Raw genomic sequence first — 14285 nt, 5'->3', positions numbered from 1 at the left:
CCGGCAAGGCGGGGACAGGTTAGGCCTCAAAATTAGCTTTCTTAAATGATATTTTTTTATGGAATAGTAAATACATCTGCATCTTAATCATATATATACCAAAACTATCTTTAAAAACCGGGGCCAACCGACCCATATATAACCTGAATATGCCACAATTATTACCAAGACTGTTCGCCTTTTTAATGGTATCCTGTTTGTTCACTTGCAGTGCTTTTGCGCAGCGGCCGCTTACCAAAAGCAGGCAAAGCAGCTATTACACCTATATTTATAAGTTGAACTCCGCCGACCTGCTGGGCTTTTATAAAGCGCCCGAAAAGCCGTTCGACGATAAACTGTTCCGCAACCCGGTAGATTCTTTCGTTACCGATAAATACTGGGAGAACACGCTGCCGCCGGGCAATTACGTAAAGGTGCATGCCGAACAGAACAAGCTGCAATACGCCGTCATCGAAAACCATTCCGCCTTTTTAAAACTTTTTACCGGTAAGTACGAACACCGTTTTGCCCTAACTGATAAAAAAGGGAGTTATATAAGCAATGCAATTGTGCTGCTTAATGGCAAAAAAGTGGCCTATGATGCCAATAGCGGTACCTGGCATTTTAAAGGCACCAAAGCCGCCGGCATTTTACAGGTAGACCACTCCGGGGTAAGCAACTTTTACCAGATTAGCCCGGCTAATTATTATGGCTATGAAAAAGGCTGGTGGGCAAAACTGTGGGCATCGGTAAAAAATATTTTTAAACGCAACAACAAGTATCATTATAAACCTAAACCTTACACAGGCTTTATGGTATTTAACAAACCCATTTACAAACCCGGGGATACTGTAAAATTTAAAGCATTTATATTAAACACAAAAAATAAGAAACCTATTCCCAACAAAAAGCTGCTGGTTAAATTAGTTACCGGCGACGGCAGCAAAAAAATGGGTACGGTTAGCAGCTATCGCGATGGTGGTTTTGAATACAGTTTTGTATTGGCAGACAGCCTGGACCTTACCCTGGATGATGATTATACGGTTTTACTTACCGACCCATCTAAAGAAAAAAAGAAAAAAAACCCGGAGAATGAAGAGGACGATGACAATGATGAAGGGGAAAACAGTAAGGATGTTATTTATTCGGGCAGGTTCCAATTTGAAGAATATGAACTGAAGTCGATCCATTTCTCCATGCGGACGGACAAGAAAGAACACTGGCCCGGCAGCCAGCAGGTGGTTTACTTAAAAGCCACAGACGAAAACGAACTGCCGGTAGCTGATGGGCGGGTAGTTTTAAATCTTATAACAACCAATGTAAACCAGCCAAAAGCCAACCACCAGTTTGTAGCTGATACGCTATGGAAACATCAGTTTGCGCTGGATGCCGTTGGCGAAACAAAGATCACCATACCTGATTCTATTTTCCCGAAAGCGAATGTTAACTATGATATAGACGCACAATTTTTAAACTCCAATAACGAGCAGCAAAACAGCGAGGTTGAGGGCAAGTTTAAATACGACCGGTTCCATGTAATTACCGATGTGGTTAACGATTCATTAAAAATAAGCCGGCAGGAATATGGGAAGCCAGCCGCGGCAACTGGCATTGTAAGCGCCTTAAATGCCGATGGCGATACTCTCACTAAGCAGAAAATTCTACTGCCCGGCTTCGTACTGATCAACCCCAGCGCCAGCGAATATAACATAGAGACCGACAGCACCGACACCGACCTGGAGATGAAAGATTTTAAGGGCAACATTTCCCTCTCATCAGAACGCACGGCCGATTCTGTTTTTGTGAGTGTGGCCAACCCACGCAAGCTGCACTTTTTTTATTCGGTTTTTACGGGCGGCAGGTTAACAGACCATGGGCAGGCCGATAAGCTGTTTTATAAAAAAGCCTTATCGCAAAACGCGCCGCTTACCTTTGTAATAAATTACATTTGGGCCGGCGTGGTTAAAACCGAGACGCTTTATTCCACTTACAGGCCAGATATACTCAATATTGCCGTAAAACAACCTGTATCGGTTTACCCGGGCCAAAAGGTACAAACCGATGTAGTGGTTACTGATGCTGCCGGCAAACCGGTTGCCAATACGGATGTTACCGCATGGGCGCTCACCAAAAAATTCAGCTACAATGGCCCAAATGTCCCCTACATTGGCAAACCCAAAAGATATAAGGCGGGTGTAAAAGAGTTTAAGCTGGGCGAACCCAACCTGCAGGGCCACTCCAAATTGAACTGGCAGCGCTGGGGCCGCGAAATTGGGCTCGACAGCATTGCTTACTACCAGTTTACGCATCCCCAAAACAATATCTACCGCATAGAGGAACCGGGCATTGATACGGTAACCCAGGTAGCGCCATTCGTGGTGAAGAACGGCGACATAGTACCTGTACATATTTTATATATCGATCATTTGCCGGTTTACTTTAGCCAGGCACAGCAGTTACAGCCCTACAGCTTTAAAGTCTCTCCCGGCTACCATTCGCTGATGTTGCGTACAGCCGCACAAATTATAGAAGTGGACAGCGTAAAGATGGAGCGGAATAAAAAACTCATCATCAGCATAAATGCCAATACCTATCCCGCGCAAAAACTACCTGATACGTTATCCTTCTACGAGGCTAATAACATTAATAAGTACCTGGTAAGTGTTGTAAACAATTTCGACGGGCGGCGGGCCATGATCGCACAAACCGATAAGATCTTCTTTTTAAACCCTGCCGCTACAGCTGGCAGCGCCGTGCTTACAGGCCCGCTGACACCAAATTATACGGTATATGACCACCAGGGCGATAAGCCGCAAGCCTTTTTAGCCGAACCAAATTATACCTATTTATTTGAGCCGGGCCTCATCAGGCAAAAAAGCATAACGGCAAATTATCCCTTTGCCCGCTGGCTGGGTAATATAAATGGCACCACCAATTACAAACAATATGTGCTAACTAATAATGCGGCAGACAGCCTTTGGCAGGATTACCTGGATAAACGCGCCAACACCACGCAATTGTTCACCAATCTCCCGGTAAAAGGGCACAATACAGGCAGGCTAAAAATAGACCGGTTGCCGGTAGAGAATGAAAAAATGGCCCTTATTAAAAATGTTATTCTTTACCGTTATGATAACCCCGATTATATTAGTGTATACCCGGGCAACACCACCGATTTAGCGGAGCTGGCGCAGGGAAAATACAGGATATTCTTTTTGCTGCAGGGCGACCGGTACGATATAAAGGATAGCATAGAGGTAAAAACACATGGTATAAATTTTTACAGGTTCGGTATATCGCCCAGGCATGCCAGGGATTCGGTAAGTATTAAAATCGGGCAGATAATTAATAGCCGCAAAAGCGAGCGATACCGTAACGCAGATGATCAAATAGAGAACGATGCGCTGAAATTGAAAGAGGCTTTTAACCAAAAATACTTCAGCACCGGTGAATTTAGCCAAACCCTAAGCGGTAAAATTATTGGCAGCGACGATAAACAGCCTCTTATTGGCGTCGCGGTAAAAATTAAGGGTACTACGGTTGGCACTCAAACAAATACTAACGGCGAATTTAGGCTGCAAGTGCCGCCGCAGGGCAAAATTATAGTATCGTACATTGGTTACTTTACGCAGGAAGTAGATTACACGCCGGGCACAACCATCACCCTTAAATTAACGCCGCAAAAAAACCAGCTGCAGGAGGTTGTGGTTGTTGGATACGGCAGTGTAAAGCGGAAGGATCTAACCGGCTCGGTCAGCACAATGACATTCGACCAACTTTTGGAAGGGCGGGCAGCCGGCGTAACGATAATAGAGGGCACGCCCGGCGGAGGCATTAATATCCGGATAAGAGGAGCCTCCTCAATTGGCGCTAATAAGCCTTTGTATGTTGTTGATGGTGAAATAGTAGCCGACCTGAAAGGGCTGAACCCGGGTATGATAGGGGAAATAAGCGTACTGAAAGACGGGGCGGCTACAGGCATTTATGGGGTACGCGGAGCGAATGGTGTAATTATCATTTCTACAAAGCCAAAGGCAAATGCCGCTCCCAGTCCTGCCGAGGCCCCGCGAGGTGGCGAGCAAACCCTGCGCAAAAACTTTAGCGACTATGCCTACTGGCAACCCAAACTGGTTACCGATGAAAACGGGAAGGCCAGTTTCACCAGCGTTTTCCCGGATGATATTACCAACTGGCGCACCTTTGTTGTGGGCATTAACGGCAAGCGCCAAAGCGGCTTTATCGAAAAACAGATCAAATCTTTCAAACCCCTAAGCGCAAATTTTATTGCGCCGCAATTTGCTGTGGAAGGCGATGAGATGAGCCTGATAGGCAAGATGATGAACTATAACTCCACCCCTGTTAATGTAACCCGCACATTCAGCTACAACGGCAAGGTATTAGCACAAGGCGATCTGCAGGTAAGCAACGCCAAAATAGATACGCTGAATATCGTGGCTTCGGCTACCGACAGCCTGGCTTTTGAATACAGCATTAAACGCGACAATGGCTATTTCGACGGCGAGCAGCGAAAGATCCCCGTGGTAAAACAGGGCGTGCTGGAAACAAAGGGTATTTTTGAAGCCCTGGACCGCGATACCACCATCAGCCTTAAATTTAACCCGGCGCTGGGGCCGGTTACCTTTAGGGCCGAGGCTTCTGCCCTGCCGGCGCTTGCCGAAGAAGCCAGGCGCCTGCGCGAGTACAAATATTTATGTAACGAGCAACTTACCTCGAAACTTAAAGGACTCTTAGCCGAAAAACGCATCAAAACTTTCCTGGGCGAGCCCTTTAAATACGAGAAGAATATTTTAGCGGTGATAAAAAAACTGCAGGAGAACCGCAAGCCAAGCGGTACATGGGGCTGGTGGGCAGATACCAATGAGGAACTTTGGATAAGCCTGCACGCTGTAGAAGCGCTCACCGATGCGCAAAGTATGGGCTACTCCGTGCAGCTCGACAAACAAAAATTAACCGCCTACCTGGTTTACCAACTGGAAAGTTACCGCGGGGAAGAAAAACTGGCCTGCCTGCAATTACTGCACCAATTAAGCGCTAAAGTTGATTATATCAAATACTTTGCTGTGATAGAAAAGGAGTACAAGTTGCAGAAAGATGTGCCCGGCTATAACCGCATGCGCCTGATGCTGTTGAAGCAACAGGCCGGCATCCCGGTTAAAATTGATAGCCTGATCAACGCCGCACGTAAAACCATGTTCGATAACATCTATTGGGGCGAGGAGAATTACCGTTTCTTTGATAACTCCATTCAAACGAGCGTGATAGCTTACAGGATCATCAAAGCAGCAGGAAAACACCCGGAGCTGCTTGCTAAGATACGCGGGTACTTTTTAGAGCAGCGTAAACTGGGCGAATGGCGCAACACCTACGAATCGGCGTTGATACTGGAAACCATCCTGCCCGATCTGTTGGAAAAAGACAAACAGCTGAAACCATCGGCACTAACCATAAAGGGAACCGCTACCGAAACCATCACTACTTTCCCCTATACCGCTATCCTGAAAGATAATGCTATTAGCATAAGCAAAACAGGAAGCCTGCCGGTATACATTACCGGCTACCAGCAATTTTGGAACGGCAAACCGGAAAAGGTAAGTAAGGATTTTACAGTGGATACTTGGTTTGAGAAAAAAGGTGATAAGCTTACGCGGCTAAAAGGCGGTGAGGCGGTACAGCTTAAAGCCGAAGTAACCGTACGTGGCGATGCCGATTTTGTGATGATAGAGATCCCTATCCCGGCAGGCTGCTCTTACGAAAGCAAGGACCAGCAGTGGGGCAACAACGAGGTACACCGCGAATTCTTTAAAGAAAAGGTGAGCATATTTTGCCGCAAGCTTAAGCAGGGCACCTACACTTTCAGCGTAAACCTGATGCCCCGCTACAGTGGCAAATACAACCTGAATCCGGCCAAAGCCGAGCAAATGTATTTCCCGGTATTTTATGGCAGGGAAAGTTTAAAGAAGGTAGTAATTGGGAATTAAAAAGTGCGTCATTGCGAGCGAAGCGCGGCAACCCTCGGCCAGCAGAGCGAATATGCAGAGCGGCTTTAGATAACAGACCTGCTTAGCGGACCTTCATACCGATGGTTGCCGCGCTTCGCTCGCAATGACGTGGTGGTAAACCCTTTAAAACTTAAGGTGCTTAACCGTTAAGCCGCCGTTGATGAGTTGTTTCAACGATTCGATACCTACCCTTAGGTGGGTTTCTACAAATTGCTCGGTTACGGATGAATCGCTTTCGGCGGTTTTTACACCTTCCGGGATCATCGGCTGATCTGATACCAGCAGCAAGGCACCCGTTGGGATCTTGTTAGCGAAGCCGGTGGTGAAGATGGTTGCCGTTTCCATATCAATGGCCATGGCGCGCAGATCCTTCAGGTATTTTTTAAAGTCCTTATCGTGCTCCCACACGCGGCGGTTGGTGGTGTAGCAGGTTCCGGTCCAGTAATCCCGGCCGAAATCGCGGATGGTGGTTGAGATTGCTTTTTGCAGGGCAAAGGCGGGCAGTGCGGGCACTTCGGCAGGTAGGTAATCGTTTGATGTACCCTCGCCGCGAATGGCCGCTATGGGCAGTATCAGGTCGCCTACGTTGTTCTTCTTTTTCAAGCCACCGCATTTTCCTAAAAATATTACGGCTTCGGGGTGGATGGCGGTCAGCAGGTCCATTACGGTTGCCGCTACCGAGCTGCCCATCCCAAAGTTGATGATCGTGATACCGTTGGCGGTTACGCTTTGCATCGGTTTATCCAAACCCATTATCGGCGCGTTCTCGTTCCATTCGGAAAACAGCTGCAGGTATTTAGAAAAGTTGGTGAGGATAATGTATTTGCCAAAGGCATCAAGCGGGCGGCCGGTGTAGCGCGGCAGCCAGTTGGCAACAATTGCTTCTTTGGTTTTTAAGCCGGATTTTACCGGCGATGTTACTTCTTTTACCTTTTTTTCCTCTTTTGGTGTTGCGTCTTTTTTGGCGTCTAATTGTTCGTTCATTTTTTGAGTTCTCCTATTATTTATCCCATCGGCGAATTCCTTTGGGGGCGTTTAAAAACCTTTTTATACAGCAAACCCCGGCGGGTTGTCGCCAGGGCTGCTGTTTTAGTATTACAAATATAGCTATTTAAAGCCAATTTATTGTTAAGCTACCTTTAATTTTTTAAGGTCACTCTTCTCAAACTTCTCTCTCGCGTACTCCATCGTTACATTTAAGCGCTTCACATCCTTCTTGGATGGGAACTCAAACATGGCATCTATCATGATAGCTTCGCAGATAGAGCGCAGCCCCCGGGCGCCTAATTTAAATTCCATTGCCTTATCAACAATAAAATCTAAAACGTCTACGTCAAACTCCAGTTTTACGCCTTCGTATTCAAACAGTTTTTTGTACTGTTTCAACAGCGAGTTCTTTGGTTCGGTGAGGATATTGTGCAGGGCTTCCCTATCCAGCGGATTAAGGTAGGTAAGCACCGGCAAACGGCCGATCAGCTCGGGTATCAACCCAAACGATTTCAGATCCTGCGGGGTAATGTACTTATACAGGTTCTTCATGTCCACCTCGTTATCATCCCGTTTCATTTTGTAACCCACGGTTTGGGTACGCAGCCTGTTGGCTATCTTCCTGTCGATACCATCAAACGCACCGCCGCAAATAAACAATATGTTACTGGTATTTACGGTTATCATCTTCTGGTCGGGGTGTTTACGGCCGCCTTGTGGTGGTACGTTAACCATGGTTCCTTCCAGTATCTTCAGTAAAGCCTGTTGCACACCCTCGCCGCTTACATCGCGGGTGATGGACGCGTTATCGCTTTTGCGGGCGATTTTATCCACCTCATCAATATAAACTATGCCGCGCTCGGCAGTGTTCACATCATAATCCGCGCTTTGCAGCAAACGGGTCAGGATGCTTTCCACGTCCTCGCCTACATAGCCGGCCTCGGTTAATACCGTGGCATCGCAAATGCAAAAAGGCACGTTCAGGATCTTAGCAAGCGTTTTGGCCAGCAGGGTTTTGCCCGTACCGGTTTCGCCTACCATAATAATGTTCGATTTTTCTATCTCTACCTCGTCTTTATCTACGCGCTGATTAAGGCGCTTATAGTGATTGTACACCGATACCGCCAACACTTTCTTGGCGTCGTCTTGCCCGATGATGTATTGATCGAGGTGGGATTTTATTTCTGCCGGTTTTAAAATAGCAGGCGACGATGGCGAAGCTTTCACCTTGCGCACCTTTAGCTCTTCTGCCAGTATCTCGTTAGCCTGGTTAACGCACTTATCACAAATATGCGCGTCGAGCCCGGCTATCAGCATCAGGGAGTCTTGTTTACCTGCGCCGCAAAACGAGCACCTGATCTCCTTGCTGTTCTTGTTCATCTGCTAATTGGTTTATGAAAAATAATCAATTAAAAATTTAATTGCAATGTGTACAACCCCTTAAGGTTGTACACAATACGCAAAATTGATTATTTTGTTTTATTACTGTTTCCTTTTAAAACTTCATCAACCATACCAAATTCTTTTGCCTCATCAGCAATCATCCAGTAATCACGGTCTGATGCTTCCCAAACTTTTTCGTACGATGCACCGCTATGGTCGGCAATGATCTGGTATAGTTCTTTTTTCAGCTTGGTGATCTCGTGATACGTGATCTCGATATCGCTTTGCTGGCCCTGTGCACCGCCCGATGGCTGGTGGATCATCACCCTCGAATGTGGCAATGCTGCCCTTTTACCGGCAGTACCTGCGCAAAGCAATACTGCACCCATTGATGCTGCCATGCCTGTACAAATGGTAGCTACATCGTTGGAGATGAATTGCATGGTATCATAGATACCTAAACCGGCATAAACCGAGCCACCCGGAGAGTTGATATAGATCTGGATATCGCGTTTGGCATCTGCCGACTGCAGGAATAGCAACTGAGCCTGTATAATGTTTGCGTTCTGGTCATAAATAGCATCGCCAAGGAAAATGATGCGGTCCATCATCAAACGCGAGAACACGTCCATCTGGGCCACGTTCATCTGGCGCTCTTCGATGATGTATGGGGTCATGCCGGTTGGGTTGTAGATCCCGCTTGGCTGGCTCTTACGATCGAAGGTGGAAAGGTATTTATCTACGGTAAGGCCGTTTAAGCGATGATGCTTAACAGCGTATTTACGAAATTCGTTCTTATCGATATTACTGCTCATGATATGTGTTTGTTATAATATAAATGCTTTTGGGTTGTGGGGCTAATATAGTTTTTAGTTGAATAGAATTGATAGCGTAAAGTTTGTGTAAAGTAAAAATTATTTCGGAGCCTCACCCCGGCCCTCTCCAAAGGAGAGGGAGTAAGAAGCTCTTTTTTTTAAAATCCTCTCCTTTGGAGAGGATTTAGGTGAGGCTCCGAGGTTCTTTAAACGCCAAAAGCATCTGCTGTTATGCAAATGCTTTTGGTAAAGGATATTATTAAACGGAAGTACTTAGTCTTCCAGTTTGTTAAAATCTGTAAACAGGATCTCTTTTTTATCAAGGGTAATTACGCTTTTTACGTAATCAAAAACCTTAACGGCTTTTACTTCCTCAAATATTTTGTTTGCCTGCTCTTTGTTTTGCAAATACTGCACGGTGTACTGCGCCAATTGCTCCTCTGGAAGCGATTGCTGGCTGTACGCGCGGAACTGCTGATCTAAGCTCATTTTAGCGTAATTAAATACTTCATCGTATTTAATATCGATGTTGCCATCTTTCGTTATTTTGTTTGCTATCAGTGTCCATTTCAGGTTTTTTGCAAAATCGTTGTAACCACTTTCCAATTCCTCGTCTGATAGTTTTTCGTTGGTTGCTTTCAACCAGCGTTTTAAAAAATCATCGGGCAAGTTAAACTGAACTTTGTTAAGGCTATAGTTGTAGATGTCGCTCTGCAGTTTGCGTTCGCTATCCTGCTGCATCATAGTTTCAACTTCTTCGGTTATTTTTTCCCTGAAGCCCTCTTCGGTAGTTACGGTACCTTCACCAAATAATTTGTCAAAGAACTCCTGGTTCAAGTCGGCTTCTTCCAAACGGTTTACATTTTTTACCGTTAGTTTAAAGTTCGATTTTAAATCAGCTGCTGTTTCCTCATCTATCTTAAGCACGCCTGCAATTTTAGCTGCATCGTTACCATAAGCTGCCTGGATATCCAGTGTTACTTCGTCACCCTTTTTTAAACCGATTAATGATGCTTTTATGGCCTCATCCTTTATCAGGTCTAAACGTACAGATGCCGTGTTGCTAATGCCATCCTCAAAAACAGAACCATCCGGAGATAATTGCACTAATTCGGAATAAAGAACATCATCGTCTGCCGATACGTCAGGATTTGTCATTTTGCCATAAGCACGACGGATGCTTTTCACCCTTTGAGCCAGGGTTTCTTCATCAGCTTTAATGATGTATTGGGTTATCTGGTCTTTAGAAGTAAAGTCGATCTCAAAAGCCGGTGCTAAACCAATTTCGTAGTTAAATTCAAAATCGTCGGCAAAATCCCAGTTGTATTCTTTGCGCTCATCTTCGCGTTTTGGCAAAGGCTGGCCCAATACTTCCAGTTTTTCTTCTTCCAGGTATTTGTTCAGGGTATCGCTCAGCATGTTGTTGATCTCATCAACCAAAATGCTTTTGCCATACATTCTTTTAATGTGTGCAGGTGGCACCATGCCCGGGCGGAACCCTGGGATCTTTGCTTTCTTAGCTTGTTCCTTAATCGCTTTTTCTACGCGTGGCTGGTAATCAGCCGGGTTTAAATTGATCTTTACAACCGTATTGAGGTTATCAACTTTTTCCTGTGATATATTCATCTTTTTTACCGGATAGTTTTTAATTCAAAATAAACCGCCATGCGATTATTTAAAACGCATGGCAGCTTTTTAGAGGCGCAAAAGTATGAATTTATTTTGAGAATTTATTTGGCCGCAGGTATGTTTTCACGGGGCAACGCATTAAAATTCTTTTGATTGTATAACGTCAAACGAAAAGCCCACTGTACAAGGGGGCACCTACGGAGCCAAAGCCTCTGTTTTTTATTTCTATAAACAGGAAGCTCCTAACGGAGCTCTTTAATGGCTTGTTATTGACTCCAGCGGAGTCGCCTGTTTATAGGAAAAGCCTATTAACCCGCATTGGCTCCGTAGGTGCCCCCTTTTACATTTTGATAACTGTGTACTGTTTGTTTTAGAATTTTACGAATGTGTTGCTTACCTGTTTAAGTGTTTGCAGTTAAGCTTCTTTGCGGATAAGGATTGAACAGCGATAGCGTTAAGGGTGAGTTGATTTGCGAGCGGTTATGTCCGCGCCGCGAGTTGACTCACCCCTGCCTGCCGGCAGGCGGGCCCTGCCCCCTCTCTCCTTCGGAAAGAGGGGAGTTTTTTTTATTTTTTTTTCACCCTCTTTGCGGAGCAGAGAGGGTCGGGCAGCGATAGCGTACCCGGGGGTGAGTCCAATCGCCACGCGACAAGCATATTTCAACTAATTTTAATCGATCTTGGTAATAGACGAAGCACCAGATTTATCGCTGCTTACGTTTGACGGACTGCCGCGATATTCAATTTCTGATGCGCCGCTGGTATGTACGCTCAGGTCTTTTAACACGTTAATTTTGCAATGGCTGGCGCCCGATGTTTCGATATTGTATTTACCTACCACAAAGTCAAGCGCGTCAATGTCGCCGCTGCCGCTCAAATTTACGTTATGCGATGCCGCCTGGCCCTTCAGCTTCAGTTCGGTACTGCCGCTGCCTTCGGTGTGCACATCTGCCGCGCTGAGGTCCATATCCAGTTTTGTTGAGCCGGAAAGGTTCAGATCGAGATTGCCGGTGGTGATACGGCCAATGGAGCTTACCTCTACCGCGCCGGATACTTCCAGGTCTTCCAGTTTGCGAAGCCCCACGCCTATCCTTAGTTCGGTGCGGCTATCCAGGTTACGGGTGGTGTATATGCGCAGCCTGTCGCCTTCCACTTCTGTTTTAATATATTTAAGCAAATTGTCGTCGGCGGTAACGGTTACTACCGATGAGCTATCCTGCGTAAGGGTAACTTTTAAGCCGCCCGAAACGTCGACCTTCGTAAATTCCACAACGGTGCGTTTCTCTGTAGCCGCTTTGCCCGAGCCATGCACTTTTCTGAACCTGCGGCACGAGGATGAAAAAAGGCTCACTGAAAGCAGTGCAACCAAAACGAATATTTGTAAGTAAGATTTTTTCATGGTAAGTTTTTTGTTTTTTGACACCGTTTATTGCCCTGAAGTTACACTAAAAGTTAAAATAAAAAAAGCCGTTGCCCGGCAACAGCTTTTAAGGTATATATATTGAATTGTGTAAGGTGTATATTATAAGCCTGCTATCTCTCTTCTGCCTGCTGCCGGCACCTGAATTTTACTTTCGTTAACGGTGATAAAGTTATCGTTTATCACTTTTGCAGAATCTGCATATGTTAAGCTGTATTCGGTAACGCTGCCGGTTAAGGTTGCTTTTGCGTTGTTGTTTACAGTTAATGTAGCGCGGTAAGCTTCCAAGTTTAATTGTGCGGTTGCATTATCATACAGGTTAACGTCAAGGTCGATCTTTGATAAGCTGCCGAATGATTTTACAGATGCGTTATCATAAGCAGAGATGGCGCGCAGATCGTTTGCAGTTACCCAAACCACCAATTTTTCTGTTTTGTATGATGAGATGCGCAATACACCGTTTTGGCTTTGTACCAAAGCGCTTTCGGCATAGTACTGGTTGTAAACTTTCACCTGGTCGGTGTTACCGTCAGATATGTAAAGCTCCACGTTGCCGTGTACTTCTATTTTGCTGATCTGGCTGATATTTGTTAAAACGGTGCTTACTTCTTTGTTTTCATTTTTTACTGAAGCGAAGCTTGAATTTGTGCTGCCAACTGCTAATGCTACGATAGCTAAGATGGTGAATATTGATGTTTTCATGATATTAATATTTTGATTTTGAATACTTTATGTTGTTTAGTAACTTAATACACAAATAAGACGACCCCAAGCCGGAAACGTTACAGCCAAATAGTGTAAAATAGACACACAGCGGGTTTATATCGGTGAAGGACGGAATTGGGTCGGCGAAGTGGGAGAGAATTTGAGAGGCAAGAGATTAGAATCAGGAGACAAGACCGGAGGTGGGTAAAACGGGCACGTAATGCTGAATTAATTTCGGGCATCAAGCAGGCAAAGTAGCGATGTGCAAGACGGTTTAGCATGTGGGCAACCAGTCCTGTGGGGGCCTGAAACAAGTTCAGGATGACGGGCTGATGGAACCTATATAAGTTCTCTCCCCACGCCTGCCCGCATTCCCTCCCCGCTCGTTCGAAACGGCGCAGCCTTCCTGAGTGCCGTTAAAAATCAAGCAAGCACGAAAAATTCGAGTTCAGACAACAAAAAAAACCACCGCTTACGCGATGGCTCTGTGAATATATGTTGAACTTTTGCAAAAGTAGTGCTTACAGAATGGCTAAGTCAGCTTTAACCGGGGTAAACTTGTTGGTTATTTTTTCTGATCTGTTTGTTGCAGCCAGATCGCTGTTGTTAACAGTTGCAGATTGGTCACGTACCAGGTTGTACTCGGTAACGTTACCGGTAACGTCGGCTTTAGCGCGGTCGTTCACCGTAATGTTTGCTTTGTAGGCATCCAGGTTCAATTTAGCAGAAGCGTTGTTGTACAGGTTAACATCCAGATCGATCTTAGACAGGTTACCAAAAGATTTTACTTCGGCGTTATCGTAAGCAGAGATGCTGCGCAGGTCGGCAGCGGTTACCCAAACCACTAAGGTTTTAGCGTTGTACGATGCAATGCGCAGTACGCCGTTCTCGTTTTGTACCAAGGCGCTTTCGGCATAATAACGGTTGTAAACTTTTACCTGATCGGCGTTGCCGTCTGATACGAAGAGCTGCACATTACCACGGATCTCTATTTTGTTGATCTGGCTTACGTTTGTTAAAACGGTGGCTACTTCTTCGTTGTTATTTGCTGCCGCGAAGCTGGTTGTTACAGTACCTATGGCTAAAGTGAAGATGGTTGCTATTGTTAAAATTGTAGTTTTCATGATTTATAATATTTTGACTGTGAGTGCTTTTGTGTTTTTTCGTTTTATTAAATACACCCATATGACGCCCCCCGTGAGGAAACGTTACAGCAAATTATGGCCAAATAGACGTACGGCGGTATTACATCGGTGAACGCCCGAAATAGCTCGGCGAAAAAGATGTAACGTGGAAAAAGAAGTTAGAATCGAGAGGCAAGAATCAAGAAATAAGACAAGATGGGTT

At 45.4% G+C, this 14285-nt stretch carries 8 protein-coding genes; 1 reads left to right on the top strand and 7 read right to left on the bottom strand.

The window, feature by feature from the left end; translation table 11 throughout:
- Window positions 1–149 precede the first annotated feature (149 nt).
- Window positions 150–5978 (top strand): carboxypeptidase-like regulatory domain-containing protein, encoded by a 5829-nt coding sequence (locus tag IDJ77_RS21370; RefSeq protein WP_191191020.1) that lies wholly within the window; start codon window positions 150–152, stop codon window positions 5976–5978.
- A 144-nt stretch (window positions 5979–6122) separates the two neighbouring features.
- Here IDJ77_RS21370 and IDJ77_RS21365 read toward each other — a convergent pair whose 3' ends face one another.
- The 7 genes from IDJ77_RS21365 to IDJ77_RS21335 form a co-directional block, all read right to left on the bottom strand.
- Window positions 6123–6983, bottom strand: coding sequence for an AMP nucleosidase (locus IDJ77_RS21365; RefSeq protein WP_191191019.1), 861 nt, complete (start codon window positions 6981–6983; stop codon window positions 6123–6125).
- A 144-nt stretch (window positions 6984–7127) separates the two neighbouring features.
- The gene (gene clpX / locus IDJ77_RS21360; RefSeq protein WP_191191018.1) at window positions 7128–8366 is read right to left on the bottom strand and encodes an ATP-dependent Clp protease ATP-binding subunit ClpX; all 1239 of its coding nucleotides are present in this window, start codon (window positions 8364–8366) and stop codon (window positions 7128–7130) included.
- Window positions 8367–8455: 89 nt separating this feature from the next.
- Window positions 8456–9184: an ATP-dependent Clp endopeptidase proteolytic subunit ClpP gene (clpP, locus tag IDJ77_RS21355; protein ID WP_191191017.1), complete on the bottom strand. Its 729-nt coding sequence runs from the start codon at window positions 9182–9184 to the stop codon at window positions 8456–8458.
- A 273-nt stretch (window positions 9185–9457) separates the two neighbouring features.
- Window positions 9458–10810: a trigger factor gene (gene tig / locus IDJ77_RS21350; protein ID WP_191191016.1), complete on the bottom strand. Its 1353-nt coding sequence runs from the start codon at window positions 10808–10810 to the stop codon at window positions 9458–9460.
- Window positions 10811–11483: 673 nt separating this feature from the next.
- Window positions 11484–12212 (bottom strand): head GIN domain-containing protein, encoded by a 729-nt coding sequence (locus IDJ77_RS21345; RefSeq protein ID WP_191191015.1) that lies wholly within the window; start codon window positions 12210–12212, stop codon window positions 11484–11486.
- A gap of 123 nt (window positions 12213–12335) precedes the next feature.
- On the bottom strand, window positions 12336–12935 hold the full coding sequence (locus tag IDJ77_RS21340; protein WP_191191014.1) for a GIN domain-containing protein: 600 nt from the start codon (window positions 12933–12935) through the stop codon (window positions 12336–12338).
- Window positions 12936–13459: 524 nt separating this feature from the next.
- Window positions 13460–14062 (bottom strand): GIN domain-containing protein, encoded by a 603-nt coding sequence (locus IDJ77_RS21335; RefSeq protein ID WP_191191013.1) that lies wholly within the window; start codon window positions 14060–14062, stop codon window positions 13460–13462.
- Window positions 14063–14285 lie beyond the last annotated feature (223 nt).

Origin of the sequence: Mucilaginibacter pankratovii (assembly GCF_014773265.1) — a bacterium.
Lineage (GTDB): Bacteria > Bacteroidota > Bacteroidia > Sphingobacteriales > Sphingobacteriaceae > Mucilaginibacter > Mucilaginibacter pankratovii.
The sequence above is the reverse complement of the archived record's forward strand: the minus strand, read 5'-3'. Positions and strand labels throughout refer to the sequence as shown.

Coding starts and splice junctions, on each gene's coding strand:
- IDJ77_RS21370 (WP_191191020.1), top strand. CDS start 150: ATGCCACAATTATTACCAAGACTGTTCGCCTTTTTAATGGTATCCTGT.
- IDJ77_RS21365 (WP_191191019.1), bottom strand. CDS start 6,983: ATGAACGAACAATTAGACGCCAAAAAAGACGCAACACCAAAAGAGGAA.
- clpX (WP_191191018.1), bottom strand. CDS start 8,366: ATGAACAAGAACAGCAAGGAGATCAGGTGCTCGTTTTGCGGCGCAGGT.
- clpP (WP_191191017.1), bottom strand. CDS start 9,184: ATGAGCAGTAATATCGATAAGAACGAATTTCGTAAATACGCTGTTAAG.
- tig (WP_191191016.1), bottom strand. CDS start 10,810: ATGAATATATCACAGGAAAAAGTTGATAACCTCAATACGGTTGTAAAG.
- IDJ77_RS21345 (WP_191191015.1), bottom strand. CDS start 12,212: ATGAAAAAATCTTACTTACAAATATTCGTTTTGGTTGCACTGCTTTCA.
- IDJ77_RS21340 (WP_191191014.1), bottom strand. CDS start 12,935: ATGAAAACATCAATATTCACCATCTTAGCTATCGTAGCATTAGCAGTT.
- IDJ77_RS21335 (WP_191191013.1), bottom strand. CDS start 14,062: ATGAAAACTACAATTTTAACAATAGCAACCATCTTCACTTTAGCCATA.